The 19,487-nt window shown below is 53.5% G+C and carries 19 protein-coding genes; 12 read left to right on the forward strand and 7 right to left on the reverse strand.

Annotated elements, in window-relative coordinates; all coding sequences use genetic code 11:
- The first annotated feature begins 102 nt into the window (after positions 1-102).
- Entirely contained in the window at positions 103-810 is a 708-nt protein-coding gene (locus tag OGV38_RS15955; RefSeq protein ID WP_016154284.1) for an aspartate/glutamate racemase, read from the forward strand.
- Here OGV38_RS15955 and OGV38_RS15960 read toward each other — a convergent pair.
- Complete coding sequence (locus OGV38_RS15960) at positions 782-1,717, reverse strand: LysR family transcriptional regulator (protein WP_269518019.1); 936 nt, start codon at positions 1,715-1,717, stop codon at positions 782-784. The two genes, OGV38_RS15955 and OGV38_RS15960, sit on opposite strands and share 29 nt — an antisense overlap.
- A gap of 118 nt (positions 1,718-1,835) precedes the next feature.
- Here OGV38_RS15960 and lysA point away from each other — a divergent pair, with 118 nt between their 5' ends.
- Complete coding sequence (gene lysA, locus OGV38_RS15965) at positions 1,836-3,092, forward strand: diaminopimelate decarboxylase (RefSeq protein ID WP_016154282.1); 1,257 nt, start codon at positions 1,836-1,838, stop codon at positions 3,090-3,092.
- 51 nt (positions 3,093-3,143) lie between these two features.
- On the opposite strand, the gene OGV38_RS15970 is transcribed toward lysA, so the two are convergent.
- Together OGV38_RS15970 and galR are read right to left on the reverse strand one after the other, a co-directional pair.
- Positions 3,144-4,154 carry a LacI family DNA-binding transcriptional regulator gene (locus OGV38_RS15970; RefSeq protein WP_016157383.1) on the reverse strand — a complete coding sequence of 337 codons (1,011 nt, stop codon included), beginning with the start codon at positions 4,152-4,154 and terminating at the stop codon, positions 3,144-3,146.
- Positions 4,155-4,167: 13 nt separating this feature from the next.
- Positions 4,168-5,196, reverse strand: a complete 1,029-nt coding sequence (gene galR, locus OGV38_RS15975; protein WP_016157382.1) for an HTH-type transcriptional regulator GalR — start codon at positions 5,194-5,196, stop codon at positions 4,168-4,170.
- A gap of 599 nt (positions 5,197-5,795) precedes the next feature.
- On the opposite strand from galR, the gene aas reads away from it, so the two are divergent.
- Both aas and lplT read left to right on the forward strand, forming a co-directional pair.
- Positions 5,796-7,955, forward strand: a complete 2,160-nt coding sequence (aas, locus tag OGV38_RS15980) for a bifunctional acyl-ACP--phospholipid O-acyltransferase/long-chain-fatty-acid--ACP ligase (RefSeq protein ID WP_016154280.1) — start codon at positions 5,796-5,798, stop codon at positions 7,953-7,955.
- A complete protein-coding gene (lplT, locus tag OGV38_RS15985; RefSeq protein ID WP_016154279.1) occupies positions 7,948-9,153 on the forward strand; it encodes a lysophospholipid transporter LplT in 1,206 nt (401 codons plus the stop codon). Before aas ends, lplT begins: the two co-directional genes overlap by 8 nt.
- A 100-nt stretch (positions 9,154-9,253) precedes the next feature.
- Here the strand turns inward: lplT and OGV38_RS15990 are convergent, their stop codons facing one another.
- The 4 genes from OGV38_RS15990 to mutH form a co-directional block, all read right to left on the reverse strand.
- Entirely contained in the window at positions 9,254-10,294 is a 1,041-nt protein-coding gene (locus OGV38_RS15990; protein WP_016154278.1) for an NADP(H)-dependent aldo-keto reductase, read from the reverse strand.
- Positions 10,295-10,400: 106 nt separating this feature from the next.
- Positions 10,401-10,619: a lipoprotein YgdR gene (ygdR, locus tag OGV38_RS15995; RefSeq protein WP_000758660.1), complete on the reverse strand. Its 219-nt coding sequence runs from the start codon at positions 10,617-10,619 to the stop codon at positions 10,401-10,403.
- Between the two features lie 144 nt (positions 10,620-10,763).
- Positions 10,764-11,477, reverse strand: a complete 714-nt coding sequence (locus tag OGV38_RS16000; RefSeq protein WP_016154277.1) for a TerC family protein — start codon at positions 11,475-11,477, stop codon at positions 10,764-10,766.
- Positions 11,478-11,552: 75 nt separating this feature from the next.
- Positions 11,553-12,248 carry a DNA mismatch repair endonuclease MutH gene (gene mutH, locus OGV38_RS16005; protein ID WP_286474001.1) on the reverse strand — a complete coding sequence of 232 codons (696 nt, stop codon included), beginning with the start codon at positions 12,246-12,248 and terminating at the stop codon, positions 11,553-11,555.
- Between the two features lie 684 nt (positions 12,249-12,932).
- On the opposite strand from mutH, the gene rppH reads away from it, so the two are divergent.
- The 8 genes from rppH to OGV38_RS16045 all read left to right on the forward strand — a co-directional run bounded on the left by rppH (position 12,933) and on the right by OGV38_RS16045 (position 19,483).
- Entirely contained in the window at positions 12,933-13,463 is a 531-nt protein-coding gene (rppH, locus tag OGV38_RS16010; RefSeq protein WP_003825602.1) for an RNA pyrophosphohydrolase, read from the forward strand.
- Between the two features lie 12 nt (positions 13,464-13,475).
- A complete protein-coding gene (gene ptsP, locus OGV38_RS16015) occupies positions 13,476-15,722 on the forward strand; it encodes a phosphoenolpyruvate--protein phosphotransferase (RefSeq protein WP_016157379.1) in 2,247 nt (748 codons plus the stop codon).
- Positions 15,723-15,886: 164 nt separating this feature from the next.
- Entirely contained in the window at positions 15,887-16,762 is an 876-nt protein-coding gene (lgt, locus tag OGV38_RS16020) for a prolipoprotein diacylglyceryl transferase (protein WP_003825606.1), read from the forward strand.
- Between the two features lie 6 nt (positions 16,763-16,768).
- Entirely contained in the window at positions 16,769-17,563 is a 795-nt protein-coding gene (gene thyA, locus OGV38_RS16025; RefSeq protein ID WP_003033990.1) for a thymidylate synthase, read from the forward strand.
- 183 nt (positions 17,564-17,746) lie between these two features.
- Positions 17,747-18,217 carry a prepilin peptidase-dependent protein gene (locus tag OGV38_RS16030; RefSeq protein ID WP_016157377.1) on the forward strand — a complete coding sequence of 157 codons (471 nt, stop codon included), beginning with the start codon at positions 17,747-17,749 and terminating at the stop codon, positions 18,215-18,217.
- Positions 18,208-18,771 (forward strand): prepilin peptidase-dependent protein, encoded by a 564-nt coding sequence (locus OGV38_RS16035; RefSeq protein WP_109018335.1) that lies wholly within the window; start codon positions 18,208-18,210, stop codon positions 18,769-18,771. The genes OGV38_RS16030 and OGV38_RS16035 overlap by 10 nt, the downstream gene beginning before the upstream one ends.
- Positions 18,768-19,175, forward strand: coding sequence for a DUF2509 family protein (locus tag OGV38_RS16040; RefSeq protein ID WP_047499364.1), 408 nt, complete (start codon positions 18,768-18,770; stop codon positions 19,173-19,175). Before OGV38_RS16035 ends, OGV38_RS16040 begins: the two co-directional genes overlap by 4 nt.
- Positions 19,160-19,483: a prepilin-type N-terminal cleavage/methylation domain-containing protein gene (locus OGV38_RS16045; RefSeq protein WP_047359086.1), complete on the forward strand. Its 324-nt coding sequence runs from the start codon at positions 19,160-19,162 to the stop codon at positions 19,481-19,483. The genes OGV38_RS16040 and OGV38_RS16045 overlap by 16 nt, the downstream gene beginning before the upstream one ends.
- The last annotated feature ends 4 nt before the right edge of the window (positions 19,484-19,487 follow it).

Genomic DNA, 19,487 nt, shown 5'->3' on the forward strand with positions numbered 1-19,487 from the left:
ACCTATATCAGAAAATTAAAAAAAGAAATGCACGCCAACAGATGTGGAAAGTTGATCACATCTTTGGTTCACTGGAGAGATAACAACAAATCAGGGGAAATGATGAAAACGATCGGTCTGTTAGGCGGTATGAGCTGGGAATCCACCATTCCTTATTATCGACTCATTAATGAAGGGGTAAAACAGCGTCTGGGTGGCCTGCACTCGGCACAGATTCTGTTGCACAGCGTAGATTTTCACGAGATCGAAGCCTGTCAGTCTGGCGGTGACTGGCAGCGGGCTGGGGAGATCCTCGCGCAGGCCGCCGCAGGGCTTCAGCAAGCCGGAGCGGAAGGGATTGTGCTGTGTACCAACACCATGCACAAAGTTGCTGAGGCGATTGAAACCGCCTGTGACGTGCCGTTCCTGCATATTGCCGATGCGACGGGTCGGGCCATACAAAAACAGCAGATGAGCAACGTGGCGCTACTGGGTACGCGCTACACCATGGAGCAGGATTTTTACCGCGGACGTCTACAGACTGAATTTGGTATTAGCACGCTTATTCCTGAGGCTGATGATCGTCAGAAAATAAACCAGATTATTTTCGACGAGCTGTGCCTCGGTGAGTTCAGCAACGCTTCCCGCGACTACTACCTGAGCGTAATTGATCAGTTGGCTAAACAGGGCGCTCAAGGGGTTATCTTTGGCTGTACCGAGATTGGTCTGCTGGTTCCAGCCGAGCTAAGTCCATTACCGGTTTTCGACACCGCGGCAATCCATGCGCAAGATGCGGTGGCGTTTATGCTTTCGTCTGTGGATACAAAATAGCCTCCAGCGGATCGATAAGCCTCGGGAGTTGGGCTTGCAGATGCGCCGTAAAAGCATCGACCAGCGCCGAGGCAGGGCGATGAAGTGGGTGGATCAGGCTGACCGTAAAGGGTACCGAAACACTGAAGCGGCGGATAACCACTCCGCTGCTGGCATAATCCAGCGCGGTCAGTGGGTTTACCACCGAGATCCCCACGCCCGCCCGCACCATTGCACAAATTGAAGCGGCGCTGTGGGTTTCAATCACCATGCGGCGCTTCACCTGATGTTCGTTAAACAGGGTGTCCAATAGCTGACGGTAACTGTCGGTCCGCGACAGGCTGATATAGTTCTCTCCCTGAAAATCCTGCGGCGTTAATACCGCTTTCTCGGTCAGCGGATGCCCCTGCGGCAGTACACACACTTCATCCAGCGCCAGCAATTCGGTGCGTTTCGTTCCGGCTGGCGTATGCAGCGTTTCCGTTAACCCCAGATCGTGGCGCTGCGCCGACAGCCACTCTTCCAACAGTGGTGACTCCTGCGGCACGATCTGAATGTTGACCTGCGGATAGCGCGCGAGAAATGGCTGCAGCAGCGGCGGTAAAAAGGACTGCGAAAATACCGGCAGGCAAACAATCGACAATTCACCTTGACGAAATTCGCGCAGGCTTTCGGCGGCGCTCACAATTCTGTCCAGGCCGTACCACGAACGTTGTACCTCTTCAAACAGACGTAAGCCTTGCACGGTTGGATGCAGTCGGCCACGCGTGCGTTCAAACAGCGTTAATCCCAGGACTTTTTCGAATCGGGCCAGTTCACGGCTGACGGTGGGCTGCGAGGTATGTAGCATGCGCGCGGCTTCCGTCAGATTGCCCGCGGTCATGATGGCGTGAAAAATTTCAATGTGGCGCAGGTTAACCGCGGGCATAAGCAATCCTCGAATGAGCTAATCCATATCATTTTTGCATAGACTCAAGATAAAACGATATTTTTTATTCTTTTTGAGCTGTGGCGTAATCATAAAAAAGCCAATACCGGAGCACGCCATGCCACGCCCACTCAACAACACAGACACTGACCTGACCGCCGACAACCTGTTGCGCCTGCCTGCCGAATTCGGCTGCCCGGTGTGGGTCTATGATGCGCAGATTATTCGCGCGCAGATTGCCAAACTGAGTCAGTTTGACGTGGTGCGTTTTGCCCAGAAGGCATGTTCGAATATTCATATTTTGCGCCTGATGCGCGAGCAGGGCGTGAAGGTCGATTCCGTCTCGCTTGGCGAAATTGAACGCGCGCTGGCGGCAGGTTTTGTACCGGGCAAAGATGAGATTGTCTTTACCGCCGATATGATTGATGAAGCGACGCTCGCCCGGGTGCATGAATTGAGCATTCCGGTAAATGCCGGGTCGGTCGATATGCTGGAACAACTGGGCCAGCTCTCGCCGGGCCATCGCGTCTGGCTCCGCGTAAACCCTGGCTTTGGGCATGGACACAGTCAGAAAACCAATACCGGGGGTGAGAACAGCAAGCACGGTATCTGGTACAGCGATCTTCCGGCGGCGCTGGAGGTAATTCAGCGCTATAAGCTGAAGCTGGTAGGTATTCATATGCATATCGGCTCTGGCGTGGACTACGCGCATCTGGAGCAGGTGTGCGGCGCGATGGTGCGTCAGGTGGTGGAATTTGGTCAGGATCTGGAGGCGATCTCCGCAGGCGGCGGTTTATCAATCCCGTATCGCGAAGGTGAAGAGGCGATCGACACCGATCACTATTTTGGATTGTGGAACGCCGCGCGCGATAGTATTGCGCGTCATCTGGGTCATGCCGTCAAACTGGAGATCGAACCAGGGCGTTTTCTGGTCGCGGAAGCCGGCGTGTTAGTGGCGCAGGTGCGCAGCGTAAAAGAGATGGGCAGCCGTCACTTTGTGCTGATCGATGCGGGCTTCAACGATCTGATGCGCCCGGCCATGTACGGTAGCTATCACCATATCTCCGCGCTGGCGGGAGATGGTCGTTCTCTGCAACAAACTCCTCAACGAGAGACCGTGGTGGCCGGACCGTTGTGCGAATCAGGCGACGTGTTTACCCAGCAGGAAGGCGGAAATGTGGAAACCCGTCTGTTGCCTGCGGTGGTGCCGGGTGATTATCTGGTTTTGCATGATACCGGGGCGTACGGAGCGTCAATGTCGTCAAACTACAATAGCCGCCCGCTGCTGCCGGAGGTCTTGTTTGATAACGGTGTGGCGCGACTGATTCGTCGTCGCCAGACCATTGATGAGCTGTTAGCGCTGGAATTAATCTGAGTAAAGCTGGCCGGATAAGGTGCTTGCGTCACTATCCGGCTCTTTTTCATATTACTTAAAGTACGGTCCGAGCGTTACTGAGTCACGTAATACCAGTTTGCCGGTAAACGGAGGGATCGGCTCCACGCTCTCACCGTTGGCCAGACGTATAGCCTGGTCGATTGCCGTGGTTATCATGGTATCAATCGGCAGATAAACGGTAGATAACCCCGGTTCCAGCCATTTGGCGCTGGGCGCATCATCAAAACCAAACAGCGAGACGTCCGTCGGGATCCTCAGTCCGGCCTGATGTAACGCTTTTGATGCACCTAATGCCATGTCATCGTTACAGGCGAACAGGGCGCTGAATTTCACCCCTTCCTCCAGCAGTTCTCGACAGGCTTCATAGCCTCGCGTCATCGTGGAGTCGCCGTATTTAACCTTATCAGGATCCCAGGGAATACCGTTTTTTTCCAGAGCCTTACGATACCCCATCAGGCGGGATTTACCAGTAGGCGTATGGCCTGGCACGGTGATACAAGCAATATCGCTGTGCCCCTGCGAGATCAGATAATTGACCGCCTGATACGCCGCGTCTTCCTGCTCAAAGAAAATCGCGCGATCGCGGGCCTGACTGACATCACGGTTGATGACCAGCAAGGGCATCGCAATGCTGTTCATCAGCGACATAATCGCCGTTTCACTCATATAGCGGGTATAGAGAATAATGGCGTCGCACTGCCTGTCGGCCAGCATTTGCACGGCTTCCTGCTCACGCTCCGGCGTGTCGTGACCATCGGTGACGATCAACTGCTTGCCGTGAGACTCCGTCTGGCGCGAGGCCTGTTGCAGCAGGCGGCCAAAGTAGAATCCATCAAATGTGGAAACCACCAGGCCAATGCTGTTGCTGGTGCGATTCGCTAAAGAGCGCGCTAAAAAGTTGGGCCGATAATCGAGTGCCTGCATGGCCTTGAACACTTTCTGGCGCGTGCTCTCTTTTACCTGACCCGTTCCATTTAGTACGCGCGAAACGGTCGCTTTTGAGACGCCTGCGTGTCGTGAAACGTCCAACATCGTAGTCATGACGCAATCCTGGTTAATCGTTTGACGATGAGTTCCCCGGCTCTGTCAGCGCCGAAACGGAATGGCGACGCACCAGAGTTGGGTTAAAGACGTGGGTAATTTCAGGTGCGGGTCGCTTCTCCGCCAGCGCGAGCGCCAGTTCGGCGGCCTGGGTTGCCATCGTCACGATGGGATAGCGTACCGTGGTCAGACGTGGGCGCACATAGCGGGAAATCAGCACATCATCAAAGCCAATCAGCGAGATTTCTCCCGGCACATCAATGCCGTTATCATTCAATACGCCCATGGCGCCAGCCGCCATTGAGTCGTTGTAGCAGGCTACCGCAGTGAAGTTTTTGCCACGACCAAGTAACTCAGTCATGGCCTGTTCACCACCGCTTTCATCCGGTTCGCCGAACGTCACCAGTCGATCGCTTACCGGTATATTGCTCTCCGCCAGCGCGTCGTAATAGCCTTGCAGACGATCTTCCGCATCAGAAATACTGTGATTGGAACACAGGTAGCCAATGCGCGTATGGCCCTGTTGAATAAGGTGTCGGGTAGCGAGCCACGCGCCGAAACGGTCATCGAGGGCAACGCAGCGTTGTTCGAATCCCGGCAGAATTCGGTTAATCAATACCATGCCGGGGATTTGCTTCATTAATGAAGCCAAGTCCGCATCCGGGATGATTTTGGCATGGACAACAAGGGCCGCGCAGCGGTGGCGAATGAGCTGTTCAATCGCCTGACGTTCCTTCTGTTCATTATGGTAGCCGTTGCCAATCAGCAAAAAATTCCCGGTGTTATAGGCCACCTGCTCGACAGCTTTAACCATTGCCCCAAAGAATGGATCGGACACATCACCAACGACCAGACCGATGGTTTCAGTGGATTGTTGCGCCAGTGCACGCGCATTCGCATTGGGGTGGTAGCTGAGTGATTCCATTGCACTCGTTACGGCCAGACGCGATGCTTCGCTGGCTTTGGGGGAATCATTGATCACTCGAGAAACGGTGGCGACTGATACACCAGCTAGTCGGGCTACATCCTTTATGGTCGCCATGATAGTACCTGTTGTGGGTAAACGCTTACATTCCGTCAGTGTTACGGAAAATGGCTGGCTGTTCAAGCAGATTGCCCGTCAGGACCTCGCAAATGTGAGCGCGCGCGAGCGAAGATAAGACAGAAAATAGAAAATGCTAATTTTTGCTTACACTTTGCGATGTGCTGTTGCGATTGTTCGCTGGTGGGAGAACTGAGCGGATTGCTAAAGTTGGGATCCCAGAGGTATTGATAGGTGAAATCAACTTTCGGGTTGATCACTAGAATTACACCAGCCTGCGCAGATGCGCAGGTTTTTTTTTGCCTTCAGCCTATCTGTAACAGTAACCGATAATTTACACAACTCGTTGCATTTGGGTTCATTCCTTTGCGTTTTCGTACTGGCGTATCTGGCTGCTGACGACCACAATCAAGATCCCAGAGGTATTGATTGGTGAGATTATTCGGTACGCACTTCGTACCTGTCTCTTGCACCGACCTGCGCGGATGCGCAGGTTTTTTTTCGGACTGTATTTACCTGTTTACCTGTCGCGCCCATTCCCCAACTCGTATACTCTCCCACCATTAATGTTTCTATAATTAATGGCACAGGGAGTTGAGATGCTATTTGGCTTTTTTCGTAATCTGTTTCGCGTGCTTTTCCGCGTTCGCGTCACGGGCAATGTCAGCGCGCTACAGGGAGAACGCGTTCTAATCACTCCCAACCATGTCTCATTTATAGACGGCATCCTGCTGGCGCTATTTTTACCGATTCGTCCCGTCTTCGCCGTTTACACCTCGATCAGCCAGCAATGGTATATGCGCTGGCTAACCCCGCTGATTGACTTCGTGCCGTTAGACCCAACTAAACCGATGTCGATTAAGCATCTGGTCCGTCTGGTCGAGCAGGGCCGTCCGGTGGTGATTTTTCCCGAAGGACGCATTTCGACCACCGGTTCGTTGATGAAAATATATGACGGTGCCGGGTTTGTCGCCGCGAAGTCGGGAGCGACGGTCGTTCCTGTCCGCATTGAGGGAGCAGAGCTTTCCCACTTCAGCCGCCTGAAAGGTCTGGTTAAACAGCGATTCTTCCCGCGTATCCAACTGCACATTCTACCGCCGACTCAAATGCCAATGCCGGAAGCCCCGCGAGCGCGCGATCGCCGCAAAATCGCCGGTGAAATGCTGCATCAAATTATGATGGAAGCACGCATGGCGGTACGCCCGCGTGAAACGCTATACGAGTCGCTGCTGGCGGCAAAATACCGTTTTGGCGCGGGCAAAAACTGCATTGAAGATGTTAACTTTACGCCGGACAGCTACCGCAAACTGCTGACTAAGACGCTCTTTGTGGCCCGTATTCTGGAAAAATACAGCGCCGAAGGTGAAAAAATCGGCCTGATGCTGCCAAATGCGGGGATCAGCGCGGCGGTCATTTTTGGAGCCATTGCGCGTCGACGCATTCCGGCCATGATGAACTACACGGCGGGCGTGAAAGGGTTAACCAGCGCCATTACTGCGTCTGAAATCAAAACGATCTTCACTTCCCGACAGTTTCTCGATAAAGGCAAACTCTGGCATCTACCGGAACAGCTCACCCAGGTACGCTGGGTTTATCTGGAAGATTTAAAAGCCGATGTGACGTTGAGCGATAAGCTGTGGATTTTCTCACATCTGCTGGCACCGCATCTGGCGCAGGTGAAACAGCAGCCGGAAGAGGCTGCTGTGATCCTCTTTACGTCTGGTTCGGAAGGCCATCCGAAAGGCGTGGTCCACAGCCACAAGAGTATTCTGGCGAACGTTGAGCAGATTAAAACAATTGCCGATTTCACCGCCGATGACCGCTTTATGTCGGCACTGCCGCTGTTCCACTCCTTTGGCCTGACGGTGGGATTATTCACGCCGCTACTGACCGGTGCGGAAGTGTTTCTTTATCCCAGCCCGCTTCATTACCGCATTGTGCCGGAGCTGGTATACGACCGGAACTGCACCGTGTTGTTTGGTACTTCAACGTTCCTCGGCAACTATGCGCGTTTCGCGCATCCGTACGATTTCCACCGCCTGCGCTATGTGGTGGCAGGCGCGGAAAAACTGCAAGACAGCACAAAACAGCTATGGCAGGAGAAATTTGGCCTGCGCGTCCTTGAAGGCTATGGCGTGACGGAATGTGCGCCGGTTGTGTCGATCAATGTGCCGATGGCGGCAAAATCAGGAACGGTAGGGCGCATCTTGCCTGGCATGGATGCCCGACTGCTGGCTGTTCCGGGTATTGAGGATGGTGGGCGTTTGCAACTGAAAGGCCCGAATATTATGAGCGGCTATTTGCGCGTCGAAAAACCTGGCGTGCTGGAAGTGCCGACGGCAGAAAATGCGCAGGGTGAGATTGAGCGCGGCTGGTATGACACCGGAGACATCGTCCGCTTTGATGAAAACGGCTTTGTACAGATCCAGGGGCGCGCCAAGCGTTTTGCTAAAATTGCCGGAGAGATGGTCTCGCTGGAAATGGTTGAGCAACTGGCATTGGCGGTATCTGCAGACAAAATGCACGCCACGGCGATCAAGAGCGATGCCAGCAAAGGTGAGGCGCTGGTGCTGTTCACTACCGACAGCGAACTCACGCGTGAAAAACTACAGCAGTATGCGCGAGCGCATGGCGTGCCTGAACTTGCCGTGCCGCGTGATATTCGCCACCTGAAGCAACTCCCATTACTCGGCAGCGGTAAGCCGGATTTTGTTACGCTGAAAAGCTGGGTCGATGAGCCGGAAAAACAACATGATTGAGTCAGCGCACACTAACACTTCAATCTGGTCCAAAGGGATGATGTCCGTCATCGCCGCGCAGTTTCTGTCGGCGTTTGGCGATAACGCACTGCTGTTCGCTACGCTGGCGCTGCTGAAGGAACAATTTTATCCGGACTGGAGCCAGCCAATCCTGCAAATGGTGTTTGTGGGCGCTTACATCCTGTTTGCGCCATTTGTTGGACAGGTGGCGGATAGCTTTGCCAAAGGCAGAGTGATGATGTTCGCGAACGCCCTGAAACTGCTGGGCGCGGCGAGTATTTGCTTCGGCATTAATCCGTTTCTCGGGTATACGTTGGTGGGGATTGGCGCGGCCGCGTATTCACCGGCCAAGTATGGCATTCTCGGTGAATTGACCACCGGTGACAAACTGGTGAAAGCCAACGGCCTGATGGAAGCCTCCACTATCGCCGCGATTTTGCTCGGTTCTGTCGCTGGTGGCGTTCTGGCCGACTGGCATGTGATTGCCGCGCTTTCTGCCTGTGCGCTGGCCTATGCTGGCGCCGTGGTGGCTAACCTGTACATCCCGAAACTGGCCGCGGCTCGTCCTGGCCAATCCTGGCATCTGGGGAAAATGACGCGCAGTTTCTTCTGCGCCGCTTCTTCGCTGTGGCGCAACGGTGAAACACGTTTTTCGTTGGTCGGAACCAGCCTTTTTTGGGGCGCGGGCGTCACGCTGCGTTTTCTGCTGGTGCTGTGGGTTCCGGTGGCGCTCGGCATCACCGATAACGCTACGCCGACCTACCTCAATGCCATGGTAGCGATTGGGATTGTCGTAGGCGCGGGGGCGGCAGCGAAGCTGGTGACGCTGGAAACCGTGTCGCGCTGTATGCCAGCGGGGATCCTGATTGGCGTCGTGGTGCTGATTTTCTCACTTCAGCATGCGCTGCTTCCGGCTTACGCGTTGCTGATGCTTATCGGCGTGTCAGGTGGCTTCTTTGTGGTACCGCTGAATGCGTTGCTGCAGGAGCGGGGCAAGAAAAGCGTCGGTGCGGGTAATGCGATCGCGGTGCAAAACCTGGGCGAAAACAGCGCGATGCTGCTGATGCTTGGGATTTACTCACTGGCAGTGCTGGTGGGGATCCCGGCGGTAGCGATTGGTATTGGATTCGGCGCGCTGTTTGCGCTGGCGATTGCGGCGCTGTGGATTTGGCAGCGCCGCCAGCCTGGTACGAGATGAATGAACAATGAATGTGCCGGATGGCAGCGTCGCCTTATCTGGCCTACAGAACGCAGCAATTTGTAGGTCTGATAAGCGTAGCGCCATCAGGCACTAACCGTCACGGTGCAGGATAGGTATACACCTGATGCACCGCTTCAATCTCTGCCAGTACTTCTTCGCTCAACTCCAGATGCAGGCTTTCAACGTTGGTTTTTAGCTGCTCCATCGTCGTGGCTCCCAGCAGGGTGCTGGCGACAAACGGCTGACGACGCACGAATGCCAACGCCATTTGCGCAGGATCCAGATTATGGCGTTTCGCGATATCCACATAGGCCGCAACGGCTTTTTGCGTTTGCTCGCCGCTGTAACGTGTGAAACGGCTAAACAGCGTATTGCGTGCACCGGCAGGCTTCGCGCCGTTCAGGTATTTACCGGTTAATGTACCGAAGCCAAGGCAAGAGTAGGCCAGCAGTTCAACGCCTTCATACTGGCTCACTTCCGCTAGTCCAACCTCAAAGCTGCGATTCAGCAGGCTGTAGGGGTTCTGGATGGTGGCGATGCGCGGCAGATCGTGTTTGTCCGCCAGGTGCAGGTAGCGCATCACGCCAAACGCGGTTTCATTGGACACGCCGATGTAGCGAATTTTCCCCGCGCGCTGAAACTCTGCCAGCGCGTCCAGCGTATCCAGCAGCGAAACGACTGGCGCAGAGTCCGTCCAGCTGTAGCCTAACTTACCAAAGCAGTTGGTCGGGCGCTGCGGCCAGTGAACCTGATACAGATCCAGGTAATCGGTTTGCAGTCTTTTCAGACTGTCGTGCAGCGCTTCACGGATATTTTTACGGTCCAGCGCCTGATTCGGTCGAATACCGCTGTCGTTGTTACGTGAAGGTCCACTCACCTTAGAAGCAACGATTAGCTTTTCACGGCTGCCGTGTTTGGCGAGCCAGTTACCTACGTAGGTTTCGGTGAGACCCTGGGTTTCAGGACGCGGCGGTACCGGATACATCTCGGCAACGTCGATCAAATTTATGCCTTGTTCTACGGCATAATCGAGCTGTGCATGTGCGTCGGCTTCGCTGTTTTGTTCACCAAACGTCATTGTGCCCAGCCCCAGTGTACTGACTTCAAGCGAGCTGTGGGGTATACGGTGATATTGCATAGCCGTTTCCTTTTTATAATCACGACATAAGGATTATAAAAATGGCTGAGGGAAGAGAAAAAGGGAAGTAAAATTGTTAAGGCCAGCGCGCTGCTGACCTCAACCATCAGCGTTCAATGATTTGAGACACATCATCGCGATTAATCTGCATCGCATTGCCTTGCTGGTCGTGATAGCTCACCAGACCGGTATCATCGTCAATTTCTGGTTTTCCATCGGTCAGGATCATTCGACCATCTTTTGTCGCCATTACATAATCACTGCTGCATCCGGAAACGGCAAAAGCCAGTCCTACGGCGGAAATCAAAACTGCCCATTTTTTCATCTGCTTATCCTCACATGGCCTGCATCTGACAATAGTTTAGTAATAACGCGAAGTTGTGCATGGCGAAAGCAGTAAAATCTTAAACTGTGAGAAGAGGTAGGTGTGGCGCGCATTCGCTCCCCGTGCGGGGAGCGATGGATTTCATCAGAGCGGATTTTTTTTATTACGCCACAGGTTCAGGGTCTCTACCGCAATAGAGAAGAACATGGCGAAATAGATATATCCTTTCGGAACGTGGACGTCGAAACTTTCCAGAATTAGCGTGAAACCGACCAGAATCAGGAACGAGAGCGCCAGCATTTTTACCGAAGGATGGCGATCGACAAAATCGCCAATCGGGCGTGCAGCAAACATCATCACACCCACGGCAATCACCACTGCCGCCATCATGATAAACAGATGATCGGACAAGCCTACCGCAGTAATCACGGAATCCAGGCTGAAGATAATGTCTAACAACATGATCTGCACAATCGCGCCCAGAAAAGAGGAAACGCGGGTTTTCAGCCCCTCTTCCTCACCTTCAATGGATTCGTGGATCTCCTTACTGGCTTTCCAGATCAGGAACAATCCCCCCAGTAGAAGGATCAGGTCGCGCGCTGATATTGCCTCGCCAAACACTTCGAATAGCGGGTTTGTCAGACGCGTTACCCAGGCAATAGAGGCGAGCAGTGCCAGACGCATGATCATCGCCGCCGCAAGCCCAATACGTCGGGCATGATTGCGTTGCGCTGTCGGGAGTTTGGCTACAACCAGAGAGAGGAAAATAATATTGTCGATCCCAAGAACGATCTCCAGCAGCGTCAGCGTACCGAGCGCAAGCCAGGCGTTAGGATCGGTTATCCATGCAAATAACATCGAACAAAGTCCTGCCAAAAAAAAGAAGCGGTAATTATAGGCCCGTAACGCGGCGGGTGAAAGACCGGACGGTGTCTATTGCGCCTGAAACAAGAAATGTCGCTCAAGCAATGCGCGCGTGAAGTTCTTTTTCAAGTAAAAACCGCGTGGTAGGGTCAGGATGGGTTCGCCATGGGCGCCAATGGCCTCGGTAAGCGCTCGGGCGTTGGCGGCTTTAGGACACAGCTGTAGCACTTCCCCATGGCGGGCAGTGATGCGTTCGACGTGGCCTAACACTATCATGTCCATCAACTCTTCCCAGTCCAGACGCAATTGCCGGTCTTCTTCTTCATTCGGGCTCCACAGCAGGGGAGAGCCGACGCGGCGCTCTGCCAGCGGGATGCTGCGTTCGCCTTCTACCGGGATCCACAGAACGCGTTTAAGTTTGTGCCGCACATGGCTGGTTTCCCAGGTAACGCCGGTATTGCCGGTTAACGGTGCCACGCACACAAAGGTGGTTTCCAGCGGTCTGCCAAGGCTATCCACTGGGATTGTTTTCAGCTCCACGCCCAGCGCCGCAAAATCCTGCTCCGGTTTGCTGCCCGCACTGGCGCCGAGCCAGATTTCCAGTAGCACGCCAATCCAGCCTTTATCGCGCTTGAGATCCTTGGGGGCGACGAGTCCCGCCATTGCCGCCAACTCTCCCAGCGCGTAGCCCGAAAGCAGCTGTGCCTGGCTCAACAACTGGGCTTCAGATTCAGGGGGAGAAAGCAGCGGATGGAGTTCTGACATCGGGTTAACCCTTAGGTGAAAAAATGAGCAAAGATTTTATACCGTGTGGACAGAGTTTATCTTTTTCCACATGCTTTATTCAATTCTATGATTTATATTGGTTTTTAGATTCACATACGCAGAGTTGCGCAACAGCGAAGCGGGTTTTCCAATTCTGGTCACTGACAATGAACAGGATCTTACACCATGTTATCCACAGAAAGATGGGATAACTGTGAAAAACCCCCACTACTGTTTCAATTTACAGCCTTGACGTGCGACGAAAATCGAATTTTCACACAAATTGTGCCTAACTTATTGGCATAATCTGTGGATAAAACCAACGCTGGTCGATCTTTCATCAGCCTGAAGATCGTGTGCGTGATATACGTCACGTTTCTATGGGTTTATTTGCGCTGAACGGTTTTAACTTTATGAATATAGAAGACTATTTTTGATATGTGACGAATGTCTTATTCGGACTGTTCTGGGTTTTCCCATAGTAATTCCGTACTTCTTCACAACTATATCCACAGAAAAGGTGAATAAAATCGCCTTGCTTGCCCTTCTTCTGTTTATAACTCCGCCCTTAGCTGTGAGTTATTCAATTGTTATTAGAGTATCGCGCCCTTAACAGAGTGGTTTACCGCCTCTCTGGAGTGTGAAACAATCGTTTGTATATAAGGTTTATATTGAGGTAGTCCGGTGATTGATGACGATGGCTACCGCCCGAATGTAGGGATAGTAATTTGTAACCGCCAGGGGCAGGTCATGTGGGCCCGGCGATTTGGTCAGCACTCCTGGCAATTCCCGCAAGGTGGGATAAATGCAGGAGAGACAGCAGAGCAGGCGATGTACCGGGAACTCTTTGAAGAAGTGGGTCTCAGTCGTAAAGATGTACGGATCCTTGCTTCTACTCGTAACTGGTTGCGTTACAAGTTACCGAAACGTTTGGTGCGTTGGGACACGAAGCCGGTTTGTATCGGCCAGAAACAAAAATGGTTTCTTCTGCAATTGGTCAGCAGCGATGCTGAAATCAATATGCAAACCAGCAGTACACCTGAGTTCGACGGCTGGCGCTGGGTGAGTTACTGGTATCCGGTTCGACAGGTGGTGTCATTTAAACGCGATGTCTATCGCAGGGTGATGAAAGAATTCGCAAGTGTTGTCATGGCGCTTCAGGAGAGCACTCCTAAGCCGCAAAGCGCACCTGCGTACAGACGTAAAAGAGGTTAAGCTACGCAAATTATGCTCACCCGCCTGCGCGAAATAGTCGAAAAGGTGGCCAGTGCTCCGCGTCTGAATGAAGCGCTGAATATTCTGGTTACCGACATCTGTCTTGCGATGGATACAGAGGTCTGTTCGGTTTACTTGGCCGATCACGATCGACGTTGTTATTACCTCATGGCGACCCGGGGACTGAAGAAACCGCGTGGTCGTACTGTCGCACTCGCGTTTGATGAAGGTATCGTTGGCCTGGTTGGCAGGCTGGCGGAACCTATCAACCTCGCCGATGCGCAAAAACATCCCAGCTTTAAATACATCCCTTCGGTAAAAGAAGAGCGCTTTCGTGCGTTCTTAGGCGTACCGATTATTCAGCGCCGTCAGCTGTTAGGTGTGCTGGTGGTCCAGCAGCGCGAATTGCGCCAGTACGATGAAAGTGAAGAGTCTTTCCTCGTCACGCTCGCTACGCAAATGGCGGCGATTCTTTCGCAGTCGCAGCTTAACGCGCTGTTCGGCCAATACCGGCAAACGCGCATCCGCGCATTGCCCGCCGCCCCTGGCGTGGCAATAGCCGAAGGCTGGCAGGATGCGACGCTGCCGCTGATGGAGCAGGTCTATCAGGCTTCAACGCTGGATCCGGTGCTTGAGCGCGAGCGACTCACCGGTGCGCTGGAAGAGGCGGCGAATGAATTCCGCCGCTACAGCAAACGCTTTACCGCCGGGGCGCAAAAAGAAACGGCGGCGATTTTTGATCTCTATTCACACTTGCTTTCCGATACTCGTCTGCGCCGTGAGCTGTTTGCGGAAGTGGATAACGGTTCGGTGGCCGAGTGGGCCGTTAAAACGATCATTGAAAAGTTTGCCGAACAGTTTGCCGCGCTGAGTGATAACTACCTCAAAGAGCGGGCCGGAGATTTACGCGCGCTGGGCCAGCGTCTACTGTTCCATCTTGACGACTCAATCCAGGGGCCGAATACCTGGCCGGAACGTTTTGTGCTGGTGGCGGATGAGCTTTCCGCCACCACGTTGGCGGAACTTCCTCAGGACCGCTTAGTCGGTGTGGTTGTCCGGGACGGCGCGGCCAACTCTCATGCGGCTATTATGGTTCGTGCGCTGGGTATCCCTACCGTCATGGGGGCCGATATCCAGCCATCGGTGTTACACCGCCGTACGCTGGTAGTGGACGGTTATCGCGGTGAACTGCTGGTCGATCCAGAACCGGTATTGATCCAGGAATACCAGCGTCTTATCAGTGAAGAAATTGAGCTGAGCCGCCTGGCGGAAGACGACGTCAACCAGCCAGCACAGTTGAAAAGCGGCGAGCGCGTGAAGGTGATGCTCAATGCGGGCCTCAGCCCGGAGCATGAAGAGAAGCTGGGGAGCCGGATCGACGGCATTGGCCTGTATCGCACCGAAATCCCGTTCATGCTGCAAAGCGGTTTTCCTTCGGAAGAAGAACAGGTTGCGCAGTATCAGGGCATGCTGCAAATGTTTAACGACAAGCCGGTGACCCTACGTACGCTGGATGTCGGCGCCGATAAACAACTGCCCTACATGCCGATCAGTGAAGAGAACCCGTGCCTTGGCTGGCGTGGGATCCGCATAACGCTCGATCAGCCGGAGATCTTTTTGATCCAGGTTCGGGCCATGCTGCGTGCCAACGCGGCAACCGGCAACCTGAGCATTTTGCTGCCGATGGTCACCAGCATTGATGAAGTGGACGAAGCGCGACGTTTGATTGAACGCGCCGGACGCGAAGTGGAAGAGATGATCGGCTACGCGATCCCAAAACCGCGCATTGGCATCATGCTGGAAGTTCCGTCGATGGTGTTTATGCTGCCGCATCTGATAAACCGGATAGACTTTATCTCGGTCGGAACCAACGATCTCACCCAGTACATTCTGGCTGTCGATCGTAACAATACACGGGTAGCCAGCATTTATGACAGCCTGCATCCGGGTATGTTACGTGTGCTGGCGATGATTGCGCAGGAAGCCGAAAGAAGCGGTATCGATTTGCGATTGTGCGGTGAAATGGCGGGCGACCCGATGTGCGTGGCCATTCTGATCGGCCTGGGTTTTCGCCATTTGTCGATGAACGGTCGTTCCGTGGCTCGCGTTAAATATCTGCTGCGCCATATCGATTTTGATGAGGCGCAAACGCTGGCGCAACGCAGCCTGGAAGCGCAGATGGCGACAGAAGTACGCCATCAGGTGGCGGCTTTTATGGAACGCCGTGGCATGGGGGGACTGATTCGCGGGGGATTGTGAATCGAGGGCTGGTAACAGTAGGTATACATATCTTTTAACTGTAATCGGCATCCGCTGCGATCCCCATGTGCTATCATTCGCACCTTTGGAGCGCCTGCATTATGCAGGCGCGCTTATCAATTGCTGTCTGACTTCAGCGAAATAACAAGAACTTGTGGTGACAGATGACCAGTAGCTATCTGCATTTTCCGGATTTCGATCCGGTCATTTTCTCAATCGGACCCGTCGCGCTTCACTGGTACGGCTTAATGTATTTGGTGGGGTTTATTTTTGCGATGTGGCTGGCGACGCGCCGTGCTAATCGTCCGGGCAGTGGCTGGACCAAAAATGAAGTAGAAAATCTACTGTATGCGGGCTTCCTCGGGGTTTTCCTTGGAGGGCGTATTGGTTACGTACTGTTCTATAACTTCCCGTTATTCCTCGATAACCCGCTGTATCTGTTCCGCGTTTGGGACGGCGGGATGTCCTTCCACGGTGGGCTTATTGGTGTGATCCTGGTGATGATTATCTTCGCCAAACGCACCAAGCGTTCGTTCTTCCAGGTTTCTGATTTCATTGCCCCGCTGATTCCGTTTGGTCTGGGGGCAGGGCGTCTGGGCAACTTTATCAACGGTGAGCTGTGGGGACGCGTTGATCCGAACTTCAAGTACGCCATGCTGTTCCCGGGCTCCCGTACCGAAGATATTTTACTGCTGCAAACTAACCCGCAATGGCAGTCTATTTTTGATACCTACGGCTCGCTGCCGCGCCACGCCTCACAGCTTTATGAGATGGCGCTGGAAGGCGTTGTGCTGTTTATCATTCTTAATCTGTACATTCGTAAACCGCGCCCGATGGGCTCGGTATCCGGTCTGTTCCTGATTGGTTATGGCGCGTTTCGTATTATCGTTGAATTCTTCCGCCAGCCGGATGCGCAGTTTACCGGCACCTGGGTACAGTACATCAGCATGGGACAGATCCTCTCAATCCCGATGATTGTCGCAGGCATTATTATGATGGTTTGGGCGTACCGCCGCAGCCCACAGCAACACGTTTCCTGAGGAACCATGAAACAGTATTTAGAACTGATGCAAAAAGTGCTGGATGAAGGCACACAGAAAAACGACCGTACCGGAACCGGAACGCTTTCCATTTTTGGTCATCAGATGCGTTTTAATCTGCAGGAAGGGTTCCCGCTGGTTACGACTAAACGCTGTCATTTACGCTCGATCATTCATGAACTGCTGTGGTTTTTGCAGGGCGACACCAACGTTGCCTACCTGCATGAAAACAACGTCTCAATCTGGGACGAATGGGCGGATGAAAACGGTAATCTGGGCCCGGTTTATGGCAAACAGTGGCGTGCGTGGCCTACGCCAGACGGTCGCCATATTGACCAGATCACCACGGTGTTAAACCAGCTCAAAAATGACCCGGACTCTCGCCGAATTATCGTTTCTGCATGGAACGTCGGTGAGCTGGATAAAATGGCACTGGCGCCGTGCCACGCGTTCTTCCAGTTTTACGTGGCGGATGGCAAGCTCTCCTGCCAGTTGTATCAGCGTTCGTGCGATGTGTTCCTCGGTTTGCCGTTTAACATTGCCAGCTACGCCTTGCTGGTACACATGATGGCGCAGCAGTGCGATCTGGAAGTGGGTGATTTTGTCTGGACCGGCGGCGACACGCACCTGTACAGCAACCATATGGATCAAACGCATCTGCAGCTTAGCCGCGAACCGCGCGCGCTGCCGAAGCTGGTCATCAAACGTAAGCCTGAATCTATTTTTGACTATCGCTTCGAAGATTTCGAAATTGAAGGCTACGATCCGCATCCTGGTATTAAAGCGCCAGTGGCTATCTAATTGGCTTCATGCTGTCACAACCGACGCTCGTGTGCGTCGGTTTTTTTTGTCTCAAATCGCGTTCTTCGGCGTGGGTTCCTGAAATATTGCAACGACCTGCAACGCGACAAATATTCCTCGTAGCTCGCCGTAGAAACCGAATTTCCCGCTCGTTATTCATTTTCCTCACGCCATACTGGCAACATGAAAAAACAACACGGCTACACGCTTCTCGAAACCCTGATTGCGATGCTGATCGTCGCGGCGCTTGGCGCCTCGGGGCTGTATGGTTGGCAGCGCTGGCAGCAGCAACAGCGGCTATGGCAAACCGCCATTCAGGTGCGAGATTACCTGCTGCAACTGCGTGAAGATGCTAACTGGCGTAACCGCGATCACGTCATCAGCGTGATTCGGGATGGCACATCCTGGTGTTTTGTCAGCTCTGCTGCTGTGCAAACCACGTGTCTACCCGTTTCGCCCTTGGTTTTTACACCGCCTTGGGACGATGTCGAAATGGCAGAGATAACGCCTTCACTGGCCTTTTTTGGTCTGCGCAATACGGCATGGGCTGGACATATTCGCCTGAAAAATACGACAGGGGAATGGCGCGTGGTGGTGTCAGGCTGGGGGCGAATCAGGCTTTGCGAGAAAGATGAGGCCAGGTTATGTCAGTAAATGAACGGGGCTTTTCACTCCTTGAGGTGCTGATTGCTATGGCGATTAGCAGCGTTTTATTGCTTAGCTCAGCGCGATTTTTACCCGCGCTGCAGCGAGAGATCCTGCGCAACACGCGCCAGTTAGCGCTTGAAGATGAAATATGGCAGCGGGTATACACCGTGGCGAAGCATCTTCAGCGGGCAGGGTACTGCCGCGGAAACTGTGTCGGAGAAGGGCTGGAGATATCGGCTAAGGGCGACTGTGTCATTGCACGCTGGGATGCCAATAGCAACGGCATTTGGGAGAGCAGTCCCGCGAAAGAGGCCGATACGATTGGATTTCGTTTACAGGACAAGGTACTGGAGACCCTGCGGGGAGTAACGGACTGCAATGGAAAAGGGTGGGAGAAAATGACCGATCCAGCCACGATACAGATTGAGGCATTTCTGGTCGAACGTCTGAATATCAGCGGATATTCCCCGCTCCTTACGCTGCGTTTGCGCGGAGTGAACAATGCCGAACCACAAAAGGTTATTGAAGCAGTCTACAGCGTGACAGGATTCAACCTGTGAACCGTGAGCGGGGCGTTTCATCTTTAGCGATGGTCCTGTTACTGCTGGTGCTCGGTAGCCTTCTGCTGCAAGGCGTTAGCAGGCAGGAGTCCCGTTTTGCTTCGCGAGTGGTCACGCAAAGTCAGGCTCTGCAGCGCCAGGCGGTGGTGCAATCCGCGATGGAATGGGGGCGTATGCAGCCCTGGCGCTTACAACTCGCTGCACAGTGTCGGCGTTATACCACGCAGGATGCCGCGGTTTGCCTGCGACTGCTTACTAATAATTTCGTGCTGCTTATAGTCCATTATGAAGGGGTATCGTTATGGCGGCAGGGGGCGATTATTGATGACAATATCGAATATTCGGCGCATGGCTGGAGCGATTTTTGTCCACTAAAGGAGCAGGCACTATGTCAGATCCCCTGAACAGACAGCGTGGCTTTAGCCTGCCGGAAGTGATGCTGGCAATGGTGCTGATGATCATGATTGTGACCGCGCTGTCAGGATACCAGCGGGCGCTGATGAACAGCTTTATCATCAGAAACCAGTATCAGCAACTCTGGCGTCACGCCTGGCAGCAAACCCAGCTGTATCAGTTTTCATCGCCTTTGAACTGGCAGGTTAACCGAATGCAGACAACGAGCGCGGGATGTGTCAGCATCAACGTTAAAATTTCTTCACCCTTGGGCAGGCAGGGTCAGATGACGCGTCTGCATTGCCCGAATCGTCAGTAGTCAG

The organism is Citrobacter sp. Cb080 (genome assembly GCF_030334745.1).
GTDB classification, from domain to species: Bacteria; Pseudomonadota; Gammaproteobacteria; order Enterobacterales; family Enterobacteriaceae; genus Citrobacter; species Citrobacter braakii.

What these genes read in the sequence shown, in the direction of transcription:
- OGV38_RS15955 (WP_016154284.1), top strand. Translation starts at nt 103, where the DNA reads ATGAAAACGATCGGTCTGTTAGGCGGTATGAGCTGGGAATCCACCATT.
- OGV38_RS15960 (WP_269518019.1), bottom strand. Translation starts at nt 1,717, where the DNA reads ATGCCCGCGGTTAACCTGCGCCACATTGAAATTTTTCACGCCATCATG.
- lysA (WP_016154282.1), top strand. Translation starts at nt 1,836, where the DNA reads ATGCCACGCCCACTCAACAACACAGACACTGACCTGACCGCCGACAAC.
- OGV38_RS15970 (WP_016157383.1), bottom strand. Translation starts at nt 4,154, where the DNA reads ATGACTACGATGTTGGACGTTTCACGACACGCAGGCGTCTCAAAAGCG.
- galR (WP_016157382.1), bottom strand. Translation starts at nt 5,196, where the DNA reads ATGGCGACCATAAAGGATGTAGCCCGACTAGCTGGTGTATCAGTCGCC.
- aas (WP_016154280.1), top strand. Translation starts at nt 5,796, where the DNA reads ATGCTATTTGGCTTTTTTCGTAATCTGTTTCGCGTGCTTTTCCGCGTT.
- lplT (WP_016154279.1), top strand. Translation starts at nt 7,948, where the DNA reads ATGATTGAGTCAGCGCACACTAACACTTCAATCTGGTCCAAAGGGATG.
- OGV38_RS15990 (WP_016154278.1), bottom strand. Translation starts at nt 10,294, where the DNA reads ATGCAATATCACCGTATACCCCACAGCTCGCTTGAAGTCAGTACACTG.
- ygdR (WP_000758660.1), bottom strand. Translation starts at nt 10,619, where the DNA reads ATGAAAAAATGGGCAGTTTTGATTTCCGCCGTAGGACTGGCTTTTGCC.
- OGV38_RS16000 (WP_016154277.1), bottom strand. Translation starts at nt 11,477, where the DNA reads ATGTTATTTGCATGGATAACCGATCCTAACGCCTGGCTTGCGCTCGGT.
- mutH (WP_286474001.1), bottom strand. Translation starts at nt 12,248, where the DNA reads ATGTCAGAACTCCATCCGCTGCTTTCTCCCCCTGAATCTGAAGCCCAG.
- ptsP (WP_016157379.1), top strand. Translation starts at nt 13,476, where the DNA reads ATGCTCACCCGCCTGCGCGAAATAGTCGAAAAGGTGGCCAGTGCTCCG.
- lgt (WP_003825606.1), top strand. Translation starts at nt 15,887, where the DNA reads ATGACCAGTAGCTATCTGCATTTTCCGGATTTCGATCCGGTCATTTTC.
- thyA (WP_003033990.1), top strand. Translation starts at nt 16,769, where the DNA reads ATGAAACAGTATTTAGAACTGATGCAAAAAGTGCTGGATGAAGGCACA.
- OGV38_RS16030 (WP_016157377.1), top strand. Translation starts at nt 17,747, where the DNA reads ATGAAAAAACAACACGGCTACACGCTTCTCGAAACCCTGATTGCGATG.
- OGV38_RS16035 (WP_109018335.1), top strand. Translation starts at nt 18,208, where the DNA reads ATGTCAGTAAATGAACGGGGCTTTTCACTCCTTGAGGTGCTGATTGCT.
- OGV38_RS16045 (WP_047359086.1), top strand. Translation starts at nt 19,160, where the DNA reads ATGTCAGATCCCCTGAACAGACAGCGTGGCTTTAGCCTGCCGGAAGTG.